The organism is Ekhidna sp., assembly GCF_039940915.1.
Lineage (GTDB): Bacteria > Bacteroidota > Bacteroidia > Cytophagales > Cyclobacteriaceae > Ekhidna.
Window position 1 is genome coordinate 882,885 of record NZ_JBDVFO010000001.1, and the last position, 21,523, is coordinate 904,407.

20 protein-coding genes are annotated in these 21,523 nt (G+C 41.8%); 12 read left to right on the forward strand and 8 right to left on the reverse strand.

Going from position 1 to position 21,523, the window contains the following annotated elements; translation table 11 throughout:
* Positions 1-70 precede the first annotated feature (70 nt).
* Positions 71-832 (forward strand): carboxypeptidase-like regulatory domain-containing protein, encoded by a 762-nt coding sequence (locus tag ABJF57_RS04075; RefSeq protein ID WP_462230962.1) that lies wholly within the window; start codon positions 71-73, stop codon positions 830-832.
* On the opposite strand, the gene ABJF57_RS04080 is transcribed toward ABJF57_RS04075, so the two are convergent.
* Positions 829-1,746: a DUF3089 domain-containing protein gene (locus tag ABJF57_RS04080; RefSeq protein ID WP_462230960.1), complete on the reverse strand. Its 918-nt coding sequence runs from the start codon at positions 1,744-1,746 to the stop codon at positions 829-831. The two genes, ABJF57_RS04075 and ABJF57_RS04080, sit on opposite strands and share 4 nt — an antisense overlap.
* A gap of 217 nt (positions 1,747-1,963) precedes the next feature.
* Here ABJF57_RS04080 and katG point away from each other — a divergent pair, with 217 nt between their 5' ends.
* The 7 genes from katG (at position 1,964) to ABJF57_RS04115 (ending at position 10,149) form a co-directional block, all read left to right on the forward strand.
* Positions 1,964-4,165 (forward strand): catalase/peroxidase HPI, encoded by a 2,202-nt coding sequence (katG, locus tag ABJF57_RS04085; RefSeq protein ID WP_462230958.1) that lies wholly within the window; start codon positions 1,964-1,966, stop codon positions 4,163-4,165.
* Positions 4,166-4,235: 70 nt separating this feature from the next.
* On the forward strand, positions 4,236-4,631 hold the full coding sequence (locus ABJF57_RS04090; RefSeq protein WP_462230956.1) for an ankyrin repeat domain-containing protein: 396 nt from the start codon (positions 4,236-4,238) through the stop codon (positions 4,629-4,631).
* Between the two features lie 14 nt (positions 4,632-4,645).
* Complete coding sequence (locus ABJF57_RS04095; protein WP_462230954.1) at positions 4,646-5,164, forward strand: hypothetical protein; 519 nt, start codon at positions 4,646-4,648, stop codon at positions 5,162-5,164.
* Positions 5,165-5,230: 66 nt separating this feature from the next.
* Positions 5,231-5,917, forward strand: coding sequence for an energy transducer TonB (locus tag ABJF57_RS04100; protein ID WP_462230952.1), 687 nt, complete (start codon positions 5,231-5,233; stop codon positions 5,915-5,917).
* A complete protein-coding gene (locus ABJF57_RS04105) occupies positions 5,914-6,309 on the forward strand; it encodes an energy transducer TonB (RefSeq protein ID WP_462230950.1) in 396 nt (131 codons plus the stop codon). The genes ABJF57_RS04100 and ABJF57_RS04105 overlap by 4 nt, the downstream gene beginning before the upstream one ends.
* A 396-nt stretch (positions 6,310-6,705) precedes the next feature.
* The gene (locus ABJF57_RS04110) at positions 6,706-9,243 is read left to right on the forward strand and encodes a methyl-accepting chemotaxis protein (RefSeq protein WP_462230948.1); all 2,538 of its coding nucleotides are present in this window, start codon (positions 6,706-6,708) and stop codon (positions 9,241-9,243) included.
* A 66-nt stretch (positions 9,244-9,309) separates the two neighbouring features.
* A complete protein-coding gene (locus tag ABJF57_RS04115; RefSeq protein ID WP_462230946.1) occupies positions 9,310-10,149 on the forward strand; it encodes a dienelactone hydrolase family protein in 840 nt (279 codons plus the stop codon).
* Between the two features lie 107 nt (positions 10,150-10,256).
* Here ABJF57_RS04115 and ABJF57_RS04120 read toward each other — a convergent pair whose 3' ends face one another.
* Positions 10,257-10,973: a DUF3108 domain-containing protein gene (locus ABJF57_RS04120; RefSeq protein ID WP_462230944.1), complete on the reverse strand. Its 717-nt coding sequence runs from the start codon at positions 10,971-10,973 to the stop codon at positions 10,257-10,259.
* A 9-nt stretch (positions 10,974-10,982) separates the two neighbouring features.
* Positions 10,983-11,537: a DinB family protein gene (locus ABJF57_RS04125; protein WP_462230942.1), complete on the reverse strand. Its 555-nt coding sequence runs from the start codon at positions 11,535-11,537 to the stop codon at positions 10,983-10,985.
* A 304-nt stretch (positions 11,538-11,841) separates the two neighbouring features.
* Here ABJF57_RS04125 and ABJF57_RS04130 point away from each other — a divergent pair, with 304 nt between their 5' ends.
* From ABJF57_RS04130 to ABJF57_RS04140, 3 genes are all read left to right on the forward strand, one after another.
* Positions 11,842-12,531, forward strand: coding sequence for a DUF3108 domain-containing protein (locus ABJF57_RS04130; RefSeq protein WP_462236012.1), 690 nt, complete (start codon positions 11,842-11,844; stop codon positions 12,529-12,531).
* A gap of 70 nt (positions 12,532-12,601) precedes the next feature.
* Positions 12,602-13,723 (forward strand): sensor histidine kinase, encoded by a 1,122-nt coding sequence (locus ABJF57_RS04135; RefSeq protein ID WP_462230938.1) that lies wholly within the window; start codon positions 12,602-12,604, stop codon positions 13,721-13,723.
* A gap of 1 nt (position 13,724) precedes the next feature.
* Entirely contained in the window at positions 13,725-14,504 is a 780-nt protein-coding gene (locus ABJF57_RS04140; RefSeq protein WP_462230936.1) for a LytR/AlgR family response regulator transcription factor, read from the forward strand.
* Positions 14,505-14,592: 88 nt separating this feature from the next.
* Here the strand turns inward: ABJF57_RS04140 and ABJF57_RS04145 are convergent, their stop codons facing one another.
* From ABJF57_RS04145 to ABJF57_RS04165, 5 genes are all read right to left on the reverse strand, one after another.
* Complete coding sequence (locus ABJF57_RS04145; RefSeq protein ID WP_462230934.1) at positions 14,593-15,735, reverse strand: serine hydrolase domain-containing protein; 1,143 nt, start codon at positions 15,733-15,735, stop codon at positions 14,593-14,595.
* A gap of 309 nt (positions 15,736-16,044) precedes the next feature.
* A complete protein-coding gene (locus tag ABJF57_RS04150) occupies positions 16,045-17,424 on the reverse strand; it encodes a T9SS type A sorting domain-containing protein (RefSeq protein ID WP_462230932.1) in 1,380 nt (459 codons plus the stop codon).
* A 69-nt stretch (positions 17,425-17,493) separates the two neighbouring features.
* Positions 17,494-18,714: a WG repeat-containing protein gene (locus tag ABJF57_RS04155; RefSeq protein ID WP_462230930.1), complete on the reverse strand. Its 1,221-nt coding sequence runs from the start codon at positions 18,712-18,714 to the stop codon at positions 17,494-17,496.
* A 53-nt stretch (positions 18,715-18,767) separates the two neighbouring features.
* The gene (locus ABJF57_RS04160) at positions 18,768-18,935 is read right to left on the reverse strand and encodes a hypothetical protein (RefSeq protein ID WP_462230928.1); all 168 of its coding nucleotides are present in this window, start codon (positions 18,933-18,935) and stop codon (positions 18,768-18,770) included.
* A 102-nt stretch (positions 18,936-19,037) separates the two neighbouring features.
* Positions 19,038-20,261, reverse strand: a complete 1,224-nt coding sequence (locus ABJF57_RS04165) for a hypothetical protein (RefSeq protein WP_462230926.1) — start codon at positions 20,259-20,261, stop codon at positions 19,038-19,040.
* 111 nt (positions 20,262-20,372) lie between these two features.
* Here ABJF57_RS04165 and ABJF57_RS04170 point away from each other — a divergent pair, with 111 nt between their 5' ends.
* Positions 20,373-21,515: an outer membrane protein assembly factor BamB family protein gene (locus ABJF57_RS04170; protein WP_462230924.1), complete on the forward strand. Its 1,143-nt coding sequence runs from the start codon at positions 20,373-20,375 to the stop codon at positions 21,513-21,515.
* The last annotated feature ends 8 nt before the right edge of the window (positions 21,516-21,523 follow it).

The following is a 21,523-nucleotide window of genomic DNA, read 5'->3' on the forward strand; positions in this document are numbered from 1 at the left end:
CTTTTTAAGTGAAATGTTAAATAATCCTAAATGAAAAAATCACGTTGAATTAAACCAGATATTTGACTTCTTGAAAAAGCTCATTTTCATAGTGATTATGGCATGTTCTTTTGGAGCTGCCGCTCAGCGAACGTATGTTTATGGGGTCGTGCGTGATAGTACCACAAGTAGCGACCTCATGGGTGCTCATATCCAAAACATCGATGCTGGAAGCTTGACATCTTCCAATACGGAAGGCAAATTCAAATTGCCTGCCCAAGTTGGAGATACACTTGTTTTTTCAAGCATCGGTCACAAAACATTGGCTTGGGTTGCTGATTCTACATGGTTTACGTCAGATGAGATTGAGTTTCTCCTTCCCGTAAATACCATCTACCTGGATGAAGTGGTTGTTGGTGAGTTCCCTGAATATGAGCGGTTCAAGGATATGATTTTAGAAGCTCAACCCCAGGACACAACCTTAAAAATTTTCGGCGTACCTCAGGTAGTCATGGATCCCTATCCACAGTTGGAAAAAAGTGAATACCTCAACCCCGTTTTTGTCTTCTTTCATCCTGTCTCCGCTATACATCACTCCATAAGCAAAAAGGAAAAGGAGAAACGAAAAATGCAACACATCAGGAAGACAAAATTCATCACTGAAAAAGCGCGTTTGAAATTCACTCGTGAGTGGGTGCAAGAAAACACCAAACTTGAAGGAGACAAACTGACAAGCTTCATTGCGTACTGCAATTTTTCAGATGCTTACCTGGCCACTTCTTCAGAGTTTGCCATCTATGAACTTATGATGGACTTGCTGCCAAAGTTTTTGGAACAATACGAAGAAGGTTAGTCTTTATTCTCCTCAAGGTAAACAGCTACTCGCTCAGCTACATTGTCTCTGATATTCATGTAAAAGAGGTTATAATCTACAATGTGGTAACGGTCCCAATTCAAGAGAAATCCCCAAAAAAACCTTGGTTTATTGACCCACAACATTCCATCCATGTTCTGAGCATCCGTTAGTCCAGGCCTGATTTTCTTGTAGTTCTTCAAAATACCGCCTCTGTTTTTACCCCAGGAAACATAGGCAGTGTCTGTTTCCCAGCTAAGTGGATTTACATTTAGTGCATCCGCATACCAGAAGTCATGGTCTGGGGGATAGTAGCCCTGACCATACGTATTCCAGGTAAGCCAGCATCCAATATCTTCAGCATTGTTACAAGAAGGGACGTAAGAAAAAGTCGTTCGATCCAAAGGCATACCTATGATGTATGCAGCCACCAGTTGATTCATCAAAGGCTTACTTTCAAAAAAATCTCGTATAAGGCTCACCGCATGGTTTGTCCCTTGACTATGAGAGGCTATAATGATTGGGCGACCATCGTTCCAGTTTTCAAGGTAATACTCAAAGGCTTTCTTCACATCTCTATATGCAAAATCCAACGCCTCCACTTTTAAGGGTAAGTTATCGGCATAGTATACACCAATGTGTGCCTGTCTGTACAATGGAGCGTAAACCTTCCCCGAAGCATTAAAGACTGAGGCCTGATATTTAATGGCGGAAGTGGCTATTTTCTTATTTAGTTTTTCATCATCTACATCCGCAAACCACGGATGATCTTTCTGCTGCTTCTTTGTATAAATCGTAGGGTAAATAAAAAAGACATCTACTTCGGCTGTGGATTGATACTCTTTCAGTTCGCCTTTACCTGGCACCAGGTCAGCCATGTCTTCCTGATCCGGGTGGGCTACCCAGTACTTCATCTGTGAATAGTCTGGTGCAGCTGGCACCAAGGCTAAATCTTGGCGACCATACTTCGATTTAAATTTTTTAGGCGTTTGAGAAAATCCCCCTAGGCAAAGCATAAAAAGGAGCATACCACACAAACTTTTTACATAAGTAGAGCTTATAGCCATATAAAATATATAAATTATAGTAATACTAGATTTACTCCAGTTAAAGTATTAAACCCTTACCAATATGACTAATCATACATCCAATAATAACAGTGATGCAAGCCAATGTCCGTACCTGGGCGGAATGTTAAACCAAAGCGCCGGTGGCGGTACATCCAATCGAGATTGGTGGCCCAACCAGCTAAAGTTGAACATCTTAAGACAACATTCGTCCAAATCGGACCCAATGGAAGATGGGTTTAGCTATGCGGAGGAATTCAAAAAATTGGATTTAAAAGCTGTAAAAAAAGAGCTTTATGATCTAATGACCGATTCTCAGGAATGGTGGCCAGCAGATTATGGACACTATGGTCCACTCTTTATCCGAATGGCGTGGCACAGTGCCGGAACGTATAGAATACAGGATGGACGTGGCGGTGCAGGAACGGGTACCCAACGATTTGCACCACTGAACAGCTGGCCAGACAATGGAAACCTCGACAAAGCCAGGCTATTATTATGGCCGATCAAAAAGAAATATGGACGTAAAATCTCTTGGGCAGATTTGATGATTTTGGCCGGAAACTGCGCGCTGGAATCGATGGGATTTGAAACCTTTGGTTTTGCCGGTGGAAGAGCTGATGTATGGGAACCCGAAGAAGACGTTTATTGGGGAGCAGAGACGGAATGGTTAGGGGACAAACGTTACACGGGTGAGCGTGACCTTGAAAACCCGCTTGGTGCTGTGCAAATGGGATTGATTTACGTCAATCCTGAAGGACCAAATGGCAACCCTGACCCACTCAAGTCAGCAATAGATATCCGCGAGACCTTTGGCCGTATGGCAATGAACGATGAAGAAACAGTAGCACTAGTGGCTGGTGGACATACGTTTGGTAAGGCGCATGGTGCAGCAGACCCTGACAAATATGTAGGTAGAGAGCCTGCAGGAGCGGGCATAGAAGAACAAAGCATGGGGTGGAAAAACACCTACGGTAGTGGCCATGGTGACGACACCATTACCAGTGGGATTGAAGGTGCATGGACACCCAACCCAACGCAATGGGATAACGAATACTTTGAAGTGCTTTTTGGGTATGATTGGGAACTAACAAAGAGTCCTGCTGGTGCCAATCAGTGGACACCTACTGCAGCTTCCAATGCTAAAATGGCCCCTGCTGCAGGTGATGCATCAAAGTCTCAGGCACTCATGATGACCACCGCTGACATGGCATTAAAAATAGATCCTACCTATGAGAAAATCTCCAGACGTTTTCATGAAAATCCAGCAGAATTTGCTGACGCTTTTGCACGTGCCTGGTACAAATTGACGCACAGAGATATGGGACCAGTTGCAAGGTATTTAGGGTCTGAAGTCCCTGCCGAAGAATTGATCTGGCAAGATCCCATTCCTGCGGCCACTCATTCATTGAGTGACGCTGATATCTCAGATTTGAAAAACAAAATCTTGTCTTCAGGTCTATCTGTTTCAGAGTTAGTTTCCACAGCTTGGGCATCTGCTTCTACTTTTAGAGGTTCAGATATGCGCGGCGGAGCAAATGGAGCCAGAATCAGGCTGGCACCTCAAAAAGACTGGGAAGCTAACAATCCTACACAATTGTCTAAAGTGCTTGAGGCGCTGGAAGGAGTTAAAAAGGCTTTTGGTAAAGATGTATCGCTCGCAGACCTCATCGTATTGGGAGGATGTGCCGCCATAGAAAAAGCAGCAAAGGATGCAGGTGAAAACGTGACCGTACCGTTTACTCCAGGCCGAGCTGATGCGACCGCCCAGCAAACAGATGTGGATTCTTTTGAAGCGCTTCAGCCTCGTGCAGATGGGTTCAGAAACTATCAACATGCAAAGGTGACTGTATCAGCAGAAGAGCTGTTGGTGGACAAAGCACAGCTTCTAACCCTTACAGCTCCGGAAATGACTGCTTTGGTAGGTGGTATGCGAGTGCTCAACGCCAACTATGATCAATCCAATCATGGGGTATTTACGAACAACCCTGGTACTCTGACAAATGATTTTTTCGTAAACCTCCTTGATTTTGGAATTACCTGGAAAGCAACGTCAGATGACGACACCATATTCGAAGGAAGTGACCGCAAAACGGGAGCCGTAAAATGGACCGGCACCCGAGCAGACTTGATTTTTGGATCCAACACTGAACTACGTGCCATTGCAGAGGTTTATGCCTGTGAAGATGCGAAAGACAAGTTTGTAAATGACTTTGTAGCTGCCTGGGGTAAGGTTATGAATCTTGACCGGTTTGACCAGGCGTAAGCTCAAGACCTAAAGAGAGGGTTCACTTCAAATTAAGTGAACCCTCATTTTCAATCGCTTAATAATCTACATGGAACTCTTAAATTATATCCGGTCCGGCCAAATAGCTCCTATCAAACAATTGCTAGCAAAACATCCCGAACTTGCTGACACCCCTGATGAGCGCGGTTTTACACCATTAGTATTGGCTACATACCTTGGGCAAAAGGAAATAGCCGAATTACTCATAGATCACGGTGCCAAGATTGATGCACAAGACGCCCTTGGAAATACGGCGCTGATGGGCGTTTGCTTTAAGGGCTCCTACGATCTTGCGGAGATGCTAGTCTCTAAGGGAGCCAACATACACTTGATCAATAAGGAAGGCATGAATGCTTTCTCTTTCGCACAGAAGCATGGTCAAGAAGCGATCGCAAATTTGTTGAAAGATGCATCTTTGAAAACCCCAGAGGCAAATATGAGTTAATCTATCACAGATACATGCTTCGCTACATCCATATCCAGGGAAAAGAAGCGCCGCGGTTTCATTTCAGAGATCAAACCTCCAGGAGCTTCAAGTCAGTCATTCAATCACTGACAGAAGGATCTCCTTTGATCATTTCGTCCCTGTATCGTACAGATGTAATCTATTCCGGAAGTGTAGATAAATCAGCAGATATTCTCAAACTCTGGGAACTGTATACCAAGCGAATTGAAAATAGAAAACAGCTCACCTTTATAGAAGGTCGCGAAAAGACCTTGGAGACTTTTTTTACCTCGCTTGTGACATTGAGTAGCGTGAGTCTTTGGTACAATAGCTACCTGGAAGAATTCAGGCACACCTGCTCGCTCGATTATTCCAACCCCATTCTGAAGGATCTGAAGAGCTGTGAAAAATACCTTCAGGAGTCTCAAAAAACAGTCTACCGCCCCCTCACAGAAATTGATTCTGCTGACCTTCTTCCTCGAAAAGAAGTTTACGCTAACCTCTCCAAACACATAAACGATTTTCTCAATTAAAAACTAAGGCATGATTCCTGCTTTTATTTCGATCTAACGATTGAAAACCATATAAAAGCTTGAATTATGGAACTTAAGAAAAATGAAAAATATGACTTAGAGTCAAAAAGACCTCTATTCTTTGGTATCGGAATGATAATCTCTCTTTGCTTGACTTTACTCGCTTTTGAGTGGAAATCCCCAATTGATCCAGTAGTGAAACATGAAGATCCGATAGATGATCCGTGGTACGTCATTGACGAGATTCAAATCACAAAGCAGAAGTTGCCGGAAATACCTAAGCCTAAGGTTAAAAAACAAATTGTTTCTGAACTAAACCAAATAAAAGAGGTGGAAAAGCTTACCGAGACTCTACAAAATGACCCAGTCATTGAAATAGATAGTGAACCTGTAGAAATCGACTTTGGTGAGCCTGTCCTATCTGATGAGATCACTGACGATCCTTTTCTCATCGTAGAAAATATGCCCATGTTTCCAGGAGGCAATGCCGCCTTGCTTGGGTTCATCACTAAGAACATCAAATACCCGAGAGCTGCACAGCAGATAGGGATCGAAGGTCGGGTGTATCTCAAATTTGTCATTGACACTGATGGTTCCATAACAGATATTGAGCTGGTCAAAGGAATTGGCGCAGGGTGCGATGAAGAAGCTATAAGAGTATTGAAGCTAATGCCAAAATTCACTCCTGGAAAACAGCGAGGGGTACCCGTAAAAGTGCAAATGCAACTCCCCGTGACTTTTCGGTTAAAATGAGACCCTTAGTAGTAACTCTATTCTTGATATTCCTTCTTTCATGTAAGGAAGACCATTTTGAATGTTTGGAGTCAGATGAAGAGGAAATCGTCTGCCTAATAAATCCTGTCATTTCACCTCAATTCCCGGCTGGGATAAAAGCAATGACTGAGTTTATAGGTAAGAATATACAGCATCCAGCAGGGTGTGCAGAAGGCAAGGTGTTTGTTCAATTTGTCGTAGAAAAGGATGGCTCTCTCACAGACCTTAAAGTAGTGAAAGGAATTGGCGCTGGATGCGATGAAGAAGCACTACGTGTTATGAAGCTAGTCCCAAAATTTCTCCCAGGCAAACAAGGTGATGTGAGGGTAAGGGTTCAAATGGTCGTACCTATCAATTTTATATTGCATTGAAATCCAAAACCGGGACTCTGTGCCCGGTTTATATTGCCATTGTTAGTCCACCATGCCTGCTACCCTGCCTTGTTAAAAAACGAAGTACCCCCAAATTATTTCTTTTTACAAATACCGGTATCTTCTAGAAAAAGTACAAATTCCGTTATTAGTAAGATTCGCTATTTTGACACGTTTAATTCATTTAAAGCAGGCTTTTCAAGAGCAGGCTCAATCAAACAACCTGATTTTCAGTCATTTCGTAGGTAAGTATGGGTCACCCATAGAATAAACTATCCAAGTTTTCAGTTTTCGCCACATATTTGTATAGTCCTATTAACCATCATTTTTTAACCTAAATAAAAGTTCGTTCAGAATAACCAGCTGATCAAACTTTTGTGTGAAGAGTATTGACCCATGTCCACCTCCTTTTACCCGCTTTCATTGAGACAGAAAATGTTACTCCTCATTCTAGGAGTAACGGTAGTTATTTACGTCGGCACGCTTGGATACATTGCCTATTCGCTCCGAGCAAACGCCATAGCTGATGCAAAAAAATTGGCAGACACTTCAGCAGTTCAGAAGGCCAACTTCATCAATTCTAAATTCGAAAGGTTTCTGAGTATATCACGTACCATAGAAGCTTTGGTGAAAACGAAGCAAAACTTATCGCTTAATGAGCGATTGGACTATCAGACCAATCTGCTACAAAATACCCTAAGATATACGCCAGAATTAGAGACCATCTGGATCAGCTGGGATATGAAATCACTCGACCCTGCATGGCCACTCGATCACGGTCGTGAACGTCACGTCTATGTAAATACACCTAGTGGTGAAAAAATGGTCCATGATACAACGGACGTTGACAATTACAATCCCAACAATTTTTATAATGTAATTAAAAAAAGCGGTAAAGAAGGACTTGCAGAGCCCTATGATTTTGATGCAAACAATGTACTCTCAGACAAAATTGTTTTAGGAACATCGGCGGTCGTGCCGATCACACTCAATGGAGAATACCTCGGCCAGGTTGGTGTCGACCTTGGGCTCAATGACTATGCATCGATGACAACCTATGACGCTTTCGCAAATAGTTATGCTTTTGTCGTCTCTGCAAGGGGAATGCTCGTCGCTCATCCCGACTCAGAATTGATTTTTAAACCAATCGATCAGGTATCATTTATGGAAACTGAAAAGATTGCAATGGCGAAATCCAATGTAGAATCTGGGAAGTCATTTTCATTTGAAGCATTTGATAGCAACGTCACTAATGAACGTGTATACATCACATTTGCTCCCGTCAAAGCGGGCAATTCAGATACTTATTGGGCCGTGGGTACCGTCGTTCCTTTTTCAGAGATCGTTCAGTCTTTCAATGCCATTTTCATAAAAACCATCATCGCAGGCCTAATAGGTCTTCTGCTTCTGACTTTTTTGATCCTCAAAATGTCCGCTAACATTTCAGATGCCTTGGGTAACTTCAACAAGGTTCTTAAACGGCTGGCAAGGGGTGAATCCATTTCAAGCAAAGATGCGAATAGCAAGGGAACAAAAGAGCTTGTGCAGATGTCTTCATCCATCAACGTTCTGGCTACCGAATTGGAAAAGAAAGCCAGTTTCTCCGAGCAAATTGGTGTCGGTAATCTTGATTCAGATTTTGTTGCTGCAAGTGAAGACGATCTACTAGGCAACTCCCTTTTAAAAATGCGAGCAAATCTCATCCGGATCGTTGATGACCTGAAGGAGGTTGTCCATGAAGCAGGTGTCAAAGGCAATTTTTCCAATCGCATATCCACGGAAGAAGCCTTTGGTCAGTGGAGTGAATTGAGCTCTACCATCAATGACTTACTAAACTCAGTGGCTGTTCCAATGAGGAAAATCAATGAGGTTATTGACGCCATGGCCAACGGAGACCTAACCCTTCGTTTCGAAGAACAAGTTCAGGGAGAAATGAAGGAGCTAACTGACAACCTCAACAAAGCACTAGGTAACCTTTGCTTGCTCCTCAATAAGACGTCTGCTGAAACCAATGTCGTGGGCGACTCTTCAGAGGAAATGTTGGCAGTGAGTAGAGAAATGAAAGCGACTACCATGGAAATCGCATCTGCAATCGCACAAATGAGCAGCGGTAGCAGTGAGCAAGTACACAAGGTAGACGAATCTTCATCGCTTGTAGAAAACATTCTTGAGGCGTCTTCTACCATTCGAAACCAGGTTGAAGCGATTAATCAGGCTGCTGGAAACGGAAAGGATAATAGCACGATAGGGTTAAAGATAGTTAACGAAGTAGGCGAGAGCATGGGTGAAATTCAACATGTTGCCAATGAAACCGGAGAATCTATCCACGTACTTTCCGAAAGGTCTAAAGAGATCGGCCGTGTATTGAATATTATCACAGATATCGCTTCCCAAACGAATCTTCTGGCTTTGAATGCGGCCATTGAAGCTGCCCAGGCCGGGGACGCTGGCAGAGGTTTCGCAGTAGTTGCGGAAGAAATTCGGAAACTTGCTGAAGACTCAAGATCTTCTGCCAAAGACATTGAGAAGCTGGTACTCGGCGTTCAAAACGACACGCAAAATGCTGTCGCGAAAATCAAAAGCATGAGTGAGCGTATAGATGGGGGTATTAGCGCTTCTAGTAATGCCTCAAAAGCCTTTCAAGAAATAGCAGAAGGCTCAGGACACACGTTAGAATTGTCAAAAGAGATTCTCGTATCAACACAAGATCAAACGGAAAGCATCCAAAATGTCGTTTCAATTATGGAGAGTGTCGTCGTTATAGCTGAGCAAACGGCCGCTGGTGCCGAAGAGGTTGCTGCCTCCGCTTCGGAGCTCTCTTCAGGCATGGTCAGCTATTCTGAAAAATCAGAGCAGGTAACCAAGATCGTTGGTGAGCTTAAAGAAGGTATGGCAGTGTTTCGCCTCACCAAAAGAGAATCTGACACTGAGTAGAAATCATCTCAAAGCAAACCAATTCTATCTTTCCTTCCTACCTTTATACAGAACTAAAAACCTGATATGATGAGATTAAAACTATTTTATGCATTCCTTATTGGAATATTTGTGGTGGCCTGCTCCTCTACGGAAGGGGAAAAAGCTTCTGATAATGAATCAGAAACTACAGAAGAAGTAGCAGCACCTTCGGGAGAATTTGAATACTCTGCCGACTCAACGATGCTTAAGGGATATTTCGCAGTAGGCGAAAATAGCGAAGGCAAAAGGCCTGGCATCCTTGTGGTACATGAATGGTGGGGCCACAACGAATACTCAAGGTCTCGTGCAGACATGCTTGCTGACTTGGGATATGTTGCACTGGCAGTTGACATGTACGGTGATGGGAAGCAAGCTGCACACCCAGATGAAGCAGGTGAATTTGCTAGTATGGTTATGGGCGATTTCGATGTAGCAAAGGCCCGCTTTGAAGCGGCTTTGGAGGCTTTGAAAAATCACCCCAATGTTGATCCTGAGAAAATCGGCGCTATTGGCTATTGCTTCGGTGGTAGCACAGTTCTAAGCATGGCCAACTCCGGATATGAGTTAGATGCTGTCGCTGCATTTCATGCCGGACTTCAATTACCTGTAATGCCGGAGGTGGGATCGGTGAAGGGTAAGGTTTTAGTAGCCAACGGAGCAGACGATAAGTTTATACCCGAACAGCAAATCTTGGATTTCAAAGCTGCTATGGACGCTGCGGGAGCCGATTACAAATTCATCAACTATGAAGGTGCCTTGCATTCGTTTACAAGCAAGGAAGCCGATGCATTAGCTGAAAAATTCAATATGCCAATCGCTTACAATGCTGCGGCAGATAGTGCGAGCTGGGAAGAGATGAAAGTTTTGTTTAGCGAAGCTTTCTAAATGCTCTCAAAATTTAGATTCAAAGCCTCCTGAATTAGGGGGCTTTTTTGTAAAAAGCTCTGCCAAAAAAGAGGCATCATAGATGCCTCCTTCTGAAAACCAAAAAACTATTCTTCAACAAACTCCCAGGTTCCAAAACTCCCCTTTGTCTTCATTTTGATGGCATAAGGAACATCTGTAGATACCCAAATTGTCTTCTCCTTGATCCCCGTGGACTTCACCTTCCATGTTTCATGCTTCTTTCCATCAACCTTCACGGTCTCTCTTCCAAGTACTTCAATGTTGGACCAAAACATCTGCGATCCTTTATTGAGGTCAAACACTGGAATTGATGCTTTATACCCTTCCTTCAATGGAAGAGCTGCGATAAAGTAATTGATTACTGCAGGTTCAAAGGCATTGTGCGGATACTCTTTTTCATAATTAACCTCATTGTAATCTGAGCCTGCTATTGGCTCAAGTTTACCTGTGAATCGATTATCTGCAAACTGGACGTCAATGATATAATCTTTCATCTCGAGTCTTCTTCCCAAATAACCTAAAGTGCTTTTATCGATATAGATTAAGTCCGGAGTGCCTGATTCATCCTGATTAAAATATATGGCTAATTGGTACGCGGCTCTTCCATTCTTTTCTACTTCTTTCATTACATAAGTCATATTCCCTCCGGATTTTTCGTACATGACTTTATGTGGGGCAATCCGATCTGTCACCAGTGACGGGTCGCCAGGTAGTACCGGATCAAAAGCGGGTTCGATCGGTGGTTGCGCTTTTGAGCACCCATAAATTGATATTGTTATTATTAGTATTATGAGATTTTTCATGTGTCTTAGTTAAAATTTCCAACTTCCAGATTGTGATGGCTGAACGCCTTTTGCCCTTAAGTACATCATTGTCTTCCCGTGCTCTCGTTGAAGGTGACTCATTACAATAAGTATTGCTTTTAGACGCGTGATCTGCTTAGGGTTGCTTGGGTGTCCCCATGCAACTTTTTCTTCCAGATCTGCTTGAGATAGTTTTTCCAATCCTCCTCGGAAATAGCTAAATGAATTCTTTAAAATTTCAATTACCGCGTCCTTTTCTTGTGGTGGATTGGATCTGTCAGGAATTCTAAAACTTGGAGGCCCTGCATTTACTGATTTTGCAAATCCAATATTGGAGGCTGTGGTATGGTTTAATTGATTGGCAAAGTTTCTTAAAGGATCTCCTGGTGTATAGGTAAAGTGTTCTGCTGGCATCAAGTTGGCAGATTCAACGACCATGCTGGTCATTATATCCCAAGAATCCAGCAAATCCTCATGTGTGATGGCCTGAGCTCTTGACATATATCCTGCTCCCAGCATCATGACGATTAAATATAGTTTGAAAGAAGAGTTGAAGTACTTCATATTGATTCAGTTTGTTTCCCCACTCTAACTTTCGCCACTTTCTCTGAGTTGTTTCAAAGGAATGAACAGGCTGATTTTCATTAGAACAAGGATGAATCGATGAATGAAGTGGTGAGCTCAATTTTACATCTCTGGCAATAGAAATAGATATACACAACAGCGCTTTGTCCTCCTTAAAAGACGGCTTAATAACAAATAAAGCCAGCTTAGAGAAAAGAGGTTACTTCATGGGGATCGCCAACGTATCTTAATGGTAAAAATGGTAAGGTTCCTTCCCATAATATTCATTATTACTTTTTTACTGATGTCTTGCAGCAGCACAAGACCTCCACATCCAGGGCCCATCTATCATAAGGTTTATCCTGGTAGCTCTGAACTTGACATCAACAAAATCAAACCGCAAAAGATTACCTACAGAAAATTCCGCGGAGAAATGATCTATAATCTAATAAAGGAAGATGCTAAGTCAGAATCGAATTATAAGCTATTTATTGACTTTGAAGTCAACGGCAAAAAAGCCCCAGATTCGGTTTATTTTTCAGCCAAAACTTTGGGTGTTACCAAAAGATGGTTTTACAATGCATTTTCAGACTATACTGGTAAACTAGAATTTATAAACAACCGTCTCGTAGGACACATCACACCTGGGGAAGACTCCAATATCAAGTCTGAACTTGTTTATGACAAAGTCTATGAACATGAACTATTTGAACCCGCAACCCTGCACTACGTCTTAAGTGCCCTACCACTAAAAGTAGGATATACCGTGTCGCTACCAATGCTAGACCTCAATGATGGTTCGAAATTGGTTTGGGCTAATATCGAGGTAGTTAGTGAGGAAAATCATCGCTTGGATGGTCAGCAAATAAAAGTATGGAAGGTTATTTCAGATGGAAGTAGGTTAAAAACGTTTTGGCTTCACCAAACAAGGCCTTTGTTCATCAAAATGAAAAATTCCGGTGTTAGTTTCAAATGGAAGTATTATAACGGCTAGTTCCTTTAAATGAGAGAGTACCAGAAACAGAAGCCGTTTTGCATTTCTATCTTCGTAGATTTATTCTAAGTTGAGTTTAAAAAACACATATCAGAAACTCGGTATTAAGCATTGGCTGATACTTCTAGGGTTTTGGTTATTTATCGCAATAATCATCACCAATCAGGTATATTTCACCAGCATCAAAAATGGCTTGGAACCAGACTGGATAACCCTATTTCTTGACCAGCTCCCTATTTGGCTTGGATGGATGTTGCTGACACCCGTCTTAATCTATGTTGCCAACCGATGGTCTTTTGAATCAAACAACTGGATAAAGCCTCTTTTGATCCACTCGATCACTGGCCTACTTATTCTCCTGCTAATAAGTAATCTAACATTGGTGTATATGTTTACCATCCACGGATATTTAGATTTAACACAAGCGACTTTAGGCGAATACTTACCTTACTTTATATCCAGATTCACCAATGATCTATTAATCTTTGCGTTGGTGATGATGATCATTGTGATTGCTAGAAGCTATTCATTACGAAAAAACAATCAGCTTAACATGGCGCTCATCAAGATGAAAAACGATCAACTACAAAGCCAACTAACTCAGGCCCAGCTGCAGGCGCTTAAGCTTCAATTAAATCCACACTTTCTTTTTAACACCTTGAATACAATCACCTCTCTGACACTGATCGGTGAAAATTTGATTTCGATCAACATGACCAGCAAGCTTGGAGAATTCTTGAGAAGGACCTTGGATTTTGAGGAACATCAAATGGTCTCACTATCAAAAGAGCTCGAGTTTTTTGATCTGTACCTCGAAATAGAATCCGTGCGCTTCAAAGATCGCCTTACCCTAAAAAGAGATGTGGATCCTCAATGTCTTGATCAAAAGGTACCTAACCTAATTCTACAGCCTTTGATTGAAAATGCCATGAAATATGGAATTGCCAAAAGTAAAGACGCGTGCTTGATAGAATTGAAAATTTCACAGTCAGGAAATTTCATGGAGGTCGAGCTTTTCAATGAGGGGCCACTCTTACCTGAAAAAGGTCAATTGACCAAAGGAGTTGGCTTATCCAACATTGAGACCAGACTGGAAAAGCTTTATGAGAGAAACCATTTCTTTGAAGTAAAGAACGATATCTTAAGGCAAGGGGTAACGTCTGTTATCAAAATTCCAGTAAGTCAAAACTGATATGAGAGAAAGTGACATCCTGCAAGTTGTAGTCGTTGATGACGAGTCACTAGCTAGAGAGGCTATCCTACACTACCTTAATGAAGATGATCGCTTCTGCGTTGTGGAGGACTGCTCGGATGGCCAGAGTGCCCTTAAAGCAATCCATCAACATCAGCCCCAACTTGTGCTGTTGGATATAGAGATGCCCGAACTAAACGGAATTGAAGTAGCAAAGCAGTTGAAATACCCTTTTCCTTACCTGGTGTTTATCACCGCTTTTGAAGAATATGCCATTACCGCTTTTGAGGAAAATGCCATTGATTACCTATTGAAACCATTGAACAAGGAACGTTTCGCTAAAATGCTGGATCGCGTATATGAACAATGGACCCTTAAACAATCGATATGGGATGAAAGTAAGACCACTCTTTTGGCACAACTAAATACTCACAAGTCAACGCAGTATCTAAAGAAAATAACCAGCAAGCACAAAGGTATGATTACCCTAATACCGGTTGAATCTATCTACTGGATTGAGAGTCAAGGCTCCTTTTCCAAAGTGCATCTGGAAGGCAAGACAGAGTTAACTAACCTATCTGTAAAGCAATTGGAAGAAGTGCTTGACCCGGGCATATTTGTACGGGTGCACAAATCATTTATGGTGAACATAGATCACATTGAATCACTGGAATCTTATTTTCATGGTGAGTACATTCTGCATCTTACCAACCGATCCCAGGTCAAACTCAGCAGGGGATATAAATCCAATCTGGATAGGATTCTTAATCAGTATAATTAATCGAATTGACATTCCAGGATTTGTAGCTGAAATAAGGAGAATATGCATACTTCTTACGTTCATCAATTGCCACACGTAGAGGTGACTATTAGCGATTAATCCATCCTCCAAAAGACCAATAATGGTTTCTTATCATTTCGAATAACCCCAGCCAACTGCCATTTCCTTCTTTTTCCCCTAGGCGAACTATTATTAAGCTTTTCGATGGGCTGATAAACAAATACTGACCCAAAATTCCTCGAGCCATAAAATCTCCATTGGGGTAGGGTGTATACCATTGATATTGATAGTTTCTGGAGCTCCCATTAGAATGATCTCTTTTGACTGAACGTGACACCCAATCAGCAGAAATTATTTGATTTCCATTCCAATTTCCTTTGTTGAGAACAAGCCTACCTATTTTGGCATAGTCAATTGCTCTCGCATTAACACAGCAAAATGTTTTTTCAAGACCATTTTCCTTTCTATCAATGCTCCAGCTAGCATCATATTCCATACCCAAATTTTTCCATAGTTTCTCCTCTAAATATTGAGAAACGCTTTTCCCATTTAAAGCCCTCTCCAACACTAATCCCAATAACTGAGTATTACCACTTACATAATTGTAGCTCTCTCCCGGATCTGACTTTGTACGCAGTTTTGATATGAATTTTCGTAAATCTTTCCCATAATACAGCTGAGCAGCATCGCCGAATGGATTGTAATAGCTCTCTTTAGATTTTAATCCAGAGGTCATTTGCAGCAAATGCTCAATGGTTACATTTTCGAAGTTACGATCGCTGAGTTCAGGGATGTATTTAACTACATACTCTTCTGTGCTTTTAATCAAACCGTCATCAATAGCACATCCGATTAATAGTGATGTCAGCGACTTTGCTATCGAAAACGATGATACTATAGAAGATCGATTGTAGTTATTGAAATACTGCTCATACTTTACCGTGTCATTTTGAATGATTATGAATGCAACTGTGCCATGATTTGATAAATAGTCTTCAAAGTTATTTTTGATACTATTTAATTCAGTCAGCGTCTTTTGCTTATACGCATTTTCATAAAATTTGAATATCGAAGTATCATTATCGATCGTTCTTTGAGGGAATTTTTTATAGTCATTAATACCGGCTGCATTGTAAGCGACAAAACGGCCAACGTGGCACGAGGTAATCAAAAAAGAAATCGAAATGCACACGATTCTTAGTTTTAAGTTTCTCTGAAAGCTCTTAACCATGTTTATTGAATTAATGTGTCACTTTACTATGTACTTTTAATAAAGACCGCATAATTCCTTTTAAGTCAATCAAAGGAGTTGATCTGGCTTATTCTTAGATGGAAAGGGATAAAAGGAACGATGAAAAGGAACAACTCTGGTCTACAGAACGTGGAAATGAAAGTTTATCAACTATGAAGGGGGCGTTTGCGCTCAGTCACAACTAAAGAAGCAGATACTTTAGTAAGAAATTTGGAATGACTGTATTGTCAGCGAAGTTTTTAGCAAACCACTTATGACATGAAGGTTCTTGCTCGCAAAGGGGCTTTTCTATTTTATCACCAATCTTCTTTTTTGACTGAAAGTGCCATTATTGGATTCCAGAAAGTAGATTCCAGGTTTAAAATTTAGAGTTAAATCAACTGCGTTTGTTCCTACCCATATCTCCTCTTCGAAAACGGTCTCACCTGAAATGGTGTATAACCTGACTTTGGCTGCTGTGCTTAAAAATTGATTTCCAAAAAGTATCGTTACCCGCTCTGATGCTGGATTAGGGTAGACTGTAAATAAATCTGTTGCATTGGAAAATGCTCGTATGGTTCCCAAGTCTTCTGTTTGTCCATCAAAATCTTTTTGAATCAAACGATAATAATTCGCCCCTGAAACTGGTTTTAGATCTTCAAATTTGTAGTTCAACATTTGACTGCTATTGCCAGCACCCTCAATAAATGTGACATAATTAAAATCCTCACCATTGGTGGATTTAAAAAGATCAAAGCCTTCGTTGTTCAATTCACTTGCGGTAGACCATTGAATGGTAATCGATGAAATCTCGTCTTTCCAGTCAAAAGAAATAAGCTCTACAGGTAGTACCTCAGGTGCAGTAGCCGAACCATCACCAGGCGAAATTTCACCATCTCCTGCTCCTGCTCCTGCATCAATATCTGTATCACATTCTCCGCCACAACAGTTGCCATCTTCGCATACCACAGTGGTGTTTGAGCATATCTGATCAACCGTTGTATTATCAGTTGAATTGAAATGACGCACAGAGTTGTTGCGCGTTCCCGGAGGATAATATACCCCATCCAGGTCAAGTGTTCCATCTCCACAGACAAAGGCATTATCTCCATCAATATAAAGATCATCCCCTACTCCTGCAGTTGCTGTACTTTCAATGTTAATTACCGCATCTCCTGATATCGTTAAGTTCTGATTTGTAATCAAAGAACCTCCGTCACGAACGTCTACCCTTCCTATGAGGAATAATGTAGAACTGGCATTTAGTCTATAAGAACCTCCACTTTGTATTTCAACGTCCCCTTCAAAAACTGTTGCTACTGTGCTCGTAAAAGCTCCTCCGTTGGTAACGGTAATCGTCCCTTTCTGGTAGAAGGCATCGGTATTGCATATTGTGGGCGTATCGACACACCCTGTTGCTCCCACACCTGTGCATCCGCAAACTCCTGCTATTGCCTCATCGTTGGGCTGTGTATTCGTAGCTGAATTGTCCAGCGTATTATTCACGGTAACCGCATGTCCTATGGATACATTGTCTGTCCTCCCTGGGTAGTCTGTGCCGATAACGGTCCCAGGACAGGTTCCCCATGTGGCACAATCATCCCAATCACCGTTCTGAACAGAAGTAAATTGGGAGAATAAAGCGTTAGAAGCGAATAAAAACAAAAGGGTGATTACTAAAGTTTTCATATACCAAAGATGTGTTAATCCCTGATATTCAGCAAATTATGTGCTTATTTAACGACAAAGCAACGGTATTTACTGCCAAACATGGATGCTGCCTCGTTCATCCACCAGTATCTTTTTATGCTCGACGGGTACAATCACCTCAAAGTCTCGATCGATTACCCCTAGTTGCCGTGTTTTTTTGCTCTTTATTAAAGCGTATTTTCCTACAAAATCACTCACCCAATATTTCTTAACAGCGCCAATACTTCCAAGGTGGACACCACGCGAGCTGAAGTGATCACTTAGCTCATGAAAGCTTCTACTCAAATCCGCCATCGCAACAGGCACGACTACTTTCCCACTTTTATCAATAAACCCAAACCTGCCTTGTCTCTCCACCAATGCCCAATTCGAATTTTCACGATCAAAGTACCCGATTTTATGGTAGATGGCAGGAACTACTTCCCGGCCTGATTTATCAATGAACCCGAAAAGCCCCGCTTTTCTCACCATCGCTAAATGGGAGGCTCCCTTGCCTCCAAAATCGTAAATCCGCTCGTACTTTGGTGGAATGATCTCCTTGCCGGTCCGGTCGATCACTCCATATAGTCCATTTTGTTCAACTCTAGCCCAGTGACTTGCAATCGTGCCAAATGAAGAGACTGAAGTATACTTTGGAGGTACTACTTCTTTGCCTGAACGATCGATAAACCCTGCCAGTCCATTCTGTTCTACCTTAGCCCAGGCTGTTCCTACAGAACCAAAACTTCCAATTCTCTGGTAAACAGTAGGCACAACTTCTTTGCCAGCACGATCAATGAAGCCATACATGCCATCGCGCTGTACTTTAGCCCATGCTCCTGCAGCATTGCTCGAACCAAACGAATGGATGCTGCTATAAACGGGAGTCACAATTTCAGCCCCTGTGCGGTCAATGAATCCGTAAAGGCCATTTTTCAAAACCATCGCCCAGTTGGCATTCTTATCTCCAAAAGAATAGATTCGGTCGTACTCAACTTTTACAACGATGCTTCCCGCTCGGTCTACGAATCCATATCGGCCATCTTTCTGAATCTTCGCCCAGTTTGTAGTTGACTCACCATACCTGTAGATTTTATCGAATTCAGGAGGCAATATTTCTTTGCCTTGCCGATCAATCAGACCGTAACGATTTTCTTTCCGCACGAGCGCAAAACTGCTATGCCCATGCTCTCCATAGCTAGAGGTGTAGTCGTATGTTGACTCCTCTTGCGAGTAGGAAGGGGCTAAGAAAATGATGCTAAGAAAAAAAGCTGCCTGAATACCTTTCATGTTTTATTGTCTTTCAGGCTAATGACAGTATTTAACCAGAATGGTTTCTAAAATCAGCTGCCACAACCAACACACTCTATTTCCGAGTTCATTGGACGAGTACCATTTTGCTTCATCTTTAGGTTGTGAATCTTGTCCTTGATTTCCATGTCGCTAAACATATCACCAGTTAATTTAGATTCTAAATCTGTGATTTGAGATTGGATTTCTTCTGCAGTCATGACGTATTTGTTACGGGTAATAGTAGAATAAATGTAAGATGATTTACTCACATTTCGTTCCAAATTCTCAAACAAATTTTGTAATTCTTTGACCCAACTCTCTCAGAATGGATACAATGCTGACGATTCAAAGCGTGACCCATTTTCATCCAAGAGCTCAAATGAACGAATTTCAGATGACCCCTGGAAGATGAACTTGATCACCTTTAATGGACCAACCCTATTCGCATAGCTTATGGTTAATGCCGGATTGTTTGCCACATTGATTCGCATTTCATTTCCCTTGAGTTGGACATTAAATTGATGTTCTTTGCTTAGTTCTGTGGACAAAGCTGAAAGATCATTTTGCTTTCCTGAGAAAACCTCACCGACACACTTTAAATCTGTCAGTCCGTAGCATCCCGTCTGGCTGACAGGTACTCTGATATTTCCATTTTCACCTTTGATTAGTACCTCATAGAATAAGCAAGTTTGTTCTTTTGAAAAGGCTTGACTGCTCACCAATGCTTTCAGCGTGAAAGCATCTCCGGAAAGGCTTGAAAGGTCTGTATGTGAAAGAGTGAAAACCGGCAGTGCGATTCCTGATTGTTCTCCTGCTTGTGCCATACTTTCTTTCTTTACAAAGAGCTTCTCCCCAGATAAAAACTCAATGCTATCCAGATAACTTGGCTTGGTATCGTAACCGGCGTCCATGATCAGACCATGCCAACCAGAGGTTGTAACATGTATGGGTGATGCTACTAAAACCTGCTCTCCATGTAACAGTTTTGCCTGGTGATAGTCAGGATATAAATAGGTCCCGGTGTAAAAGTTTTGATCCATATCTAACCGTGTTCGTTCGTATGGATTCCACGACAATTCAATGTCGATATTTGGATTCTTGATGCTATAATGAAAACCAATGGTGGCCGGAACTCCTTCGTACACCAGGACCTCAGGAATTAAAATTGCCTCCCCCACGACTTCCTCTGTGGATGTTAGCAGAAAGATAGAAGACAACAAAAGTACCAGTCCAATAATGTAAGCAAGGGATCGCGCATTCATGTGAATGGATTTCTTACCCACGGCCTGATGCGCTCGTTTGAATTCATGCCAACCCGGATGTTCCAGAAGCTGAGCAAGTGCATCGAGCGTTTTGGTTTGTGGGATTGACTGATTCTTATCCGACCATATGCGACGCAAGGTAGAAGTGCTCAGATCTGTCTGAGTTTCTTCCAATATCACATCATGTAGGTATTCAAAGTCTCGCTCAATCAAATCTGAATTGAGATTAAACTTTGCTTGAATCTGCTTTTTGCATAGTGATATGTAGTCTTTTTCTGTCAAAATCTCTTCAAGTTAATACTGACAAGGATTTAATAAGGTTTTGCTAAGCTTCAAATACCAAGCAAGAAACAAATTGAAATAGCTTGAGATTAAATCAAAATAATAGGACTTATGAAACATACCTTTTTATGCCTGCTGCTATGCATCGTCACGATTAGTGTCTCGTCTCAAACTCTTGAGTTGGATTGGAAGTTTGAAGCTACAGATTCTGTCTTAGCCAGCCCTCTATTACATGAAGAAACTGTATTTATCGGAGATCAAAGCGGTGTGTTTTTTGCGCTTGACATAAAATCGGGAAAGGAAAAGTGGAGAATTGAAACGGAAGGAAACATTCAGGCGAAAGCAACACTTGTTGGAGACAACATCTTTTTCGAATCCGCTAATGTCTTCTACCTGGTTGACATTAAAAATGGCAAAACACAATGGACGTTCGATCTTGAAATGGAACCTTTTGTTTTCAAATACAAGGAATACGAGTGGCCATACAAGATTGATCCATACGATGATAAAAGATCTATCGCATTTTTCCACGACGGAATAATCTATGTGGGCAGTGGTAATGGTAATGTCTATGGGCTCAATGCAGGGAATGGTAAAGTAGAATTTTCTTATCAGACAGAAGGTAATTCTCCAATCAGGTCTTCTCCCTTGGTCAGCGAAGATGTTCTCTATTTCGGTGACTGGGAAGGAAACGTTTACGCGTATTCTTTGAACAGTAATACGCTGCTTTGGAAAAAGAAAACCTATCGGCAGGCTAAGCCATACGGCACCTTTGGCGGGGTTGTCTCCGAATTTCTCATTTATGATGAGCTACTTTTTTTCGGAGCTCGGAACTTCATGCTCAATGTGCTCGATATTTCTTCTGGCGAAAAGGTTTGGACATACACAGATGCTCAGCAGGGGTGGGTAATTGGTGACCCGGTCATTTACAAGGATACGCTCTACATTGGCGGATCGGATAACCATTCCATGTTGGCGTTTGACCCAAAAATAGGTCGGCCTGTTTGGTCTCAGAATGGTGGAAAGAATATTTATACCAAGCCGGCTGTTACAGAAAAATGGGTTATATACACCTCTGGAAATGGGTATAATCCAAAAGATAGCGGAATCGTTTTTCTACTGGATCGTAAAACTGGAGAAGAAATTAGCACATACGCACTTCCAAATGGATCATTCTCCTCACCAAAGATCTCAGGAGATCTGATCATTTTTGGCTGCTACGATAAGCATGTTTACGGCCTACGCATCAAATAAAAAAAGGA

Excerpts from the sequence above, each read along its gene's own strand:
- ABJF57_RS04080 (WP_462230960.1), bottom strand. The coding sequence starts at position 1,746 with ATGAAGTACTGGGTAGCCCACCCGGATCAGGAAGACATGGCTGACCTG.
- katG (WP_462230958.1), top strand. The coding sequence starts at position 1,964 with ATGACTAATCATACATCCAATAATAACAGTGATGCAAGCCAATGTCCG.
- ABJF57_RS04090 (WP_462230956.1), top strand. The coding sequence starts at position 4,236 with ATGGAACTCTTAAATTATATCCGGTCCGGCCAAATAGCTCCTATCAAA.
- ABJF57_RS04095 (WP_462230954.1), top strand. The coding sequence starts at position 4,646 with ATGCTTCGCTACATCCATATCCAGGGAAAAGAAGCGCCGCGGTTTCAT.
- ABJF57_RS04100 (WP_462230952.1), top strand. The coding sequence starts at position 5,231 with ATGGAACTTAAGAAAAATGAAAAATATGACTTAGAGTCAAAAAGACCT.
- ABJF57_RS04105 (WP_462230950.1), top strand. The coding sequence starts at position 5,914 with ATGAGACCCTTAGTAGTAACTCTATTCTTGATATTCCTTCTTTCATGT.
- ABJF57_RS04110 (WP_462230948.1), top strand. The coding sequence starts at position 6,706 with ATGTCCACCTCCTTTTACCCGCTTTCATTGAGACAGAAAATGTTACTC.
- ABJF57_RS04115 (WP_462230946.1), top strand. The coding sequence starts at position 9,310 with ATGATGAGATTAAAACTATTTTATGCATTCCTTATTGGAATATTTGTG.
- ABJF57_RS04120 (WP_462230944.1), bottom strand. The coding sequence starts at position 10,973 with ATGAAAAATCTCATAATACTAATAATAACAATATCAATTTATGGGTGC.
- ABJF57_RS04125 (WP_462230942.1), bottom strand. The coding sequence starts at position 11,537 with ATGAAGTACTTCAACTCTTCTTTCAAACTATATTTAATCGTCATGATG.
- ABJF57_RS04130 (WP_462236012.1), top strand. The coding sequence starts at position 11,842 with ATGTCTTGCAGCAGCACAAGACCTCCACATCCAGGGCCCATCTATCAT.
- ABJF57_RS04140 (WP_462230936.1), top strand. The coding sequence starts at position 13,725 with ATGAGAGAAAGTGACATCCTGCAAGTTGTAGTCGTTGATGACGAGTCA.
- ABJF57_RS04145 (WP_462230934.1), bottom strand. The coding sequence starts at position 15,735 with ATGGTTAAGAGCTTTCAGAGAAACTTAAAACTAAGAATCGTGTGCATT.
- ABJF57_RS04150 (WP_462230932.1), bottom strand. The coding sequence starts at position 17,424 with ATGAAAACTTTAGTAATCACCCTTTTGTTTTTATTCGCTTCTAACGCT.
- ABJF57_RS04155 (WP_462230930.1), bottom strand. The coding sequence starts at position 18,714 with ATGAAAGGTATTCAGGCAGCTTTTTTTCTTAGCATCATTTTCTTAGCC.
- ABJF57_RS04160 (WP_462230928.1), bottom strand. The coding sequence starts at position 18,935 with ATGACTGCAGAAGAAATCCAATCTCAAATCACAGATTTAGAATCTAAA.
- ABJF57_RS04170 (WP_462230924.1), top strand. The coding sequence starts at position 20,373 with ATGAAACATACCTTTTTATGCCTGCTGCTATGCATCGTCACGATTAGT.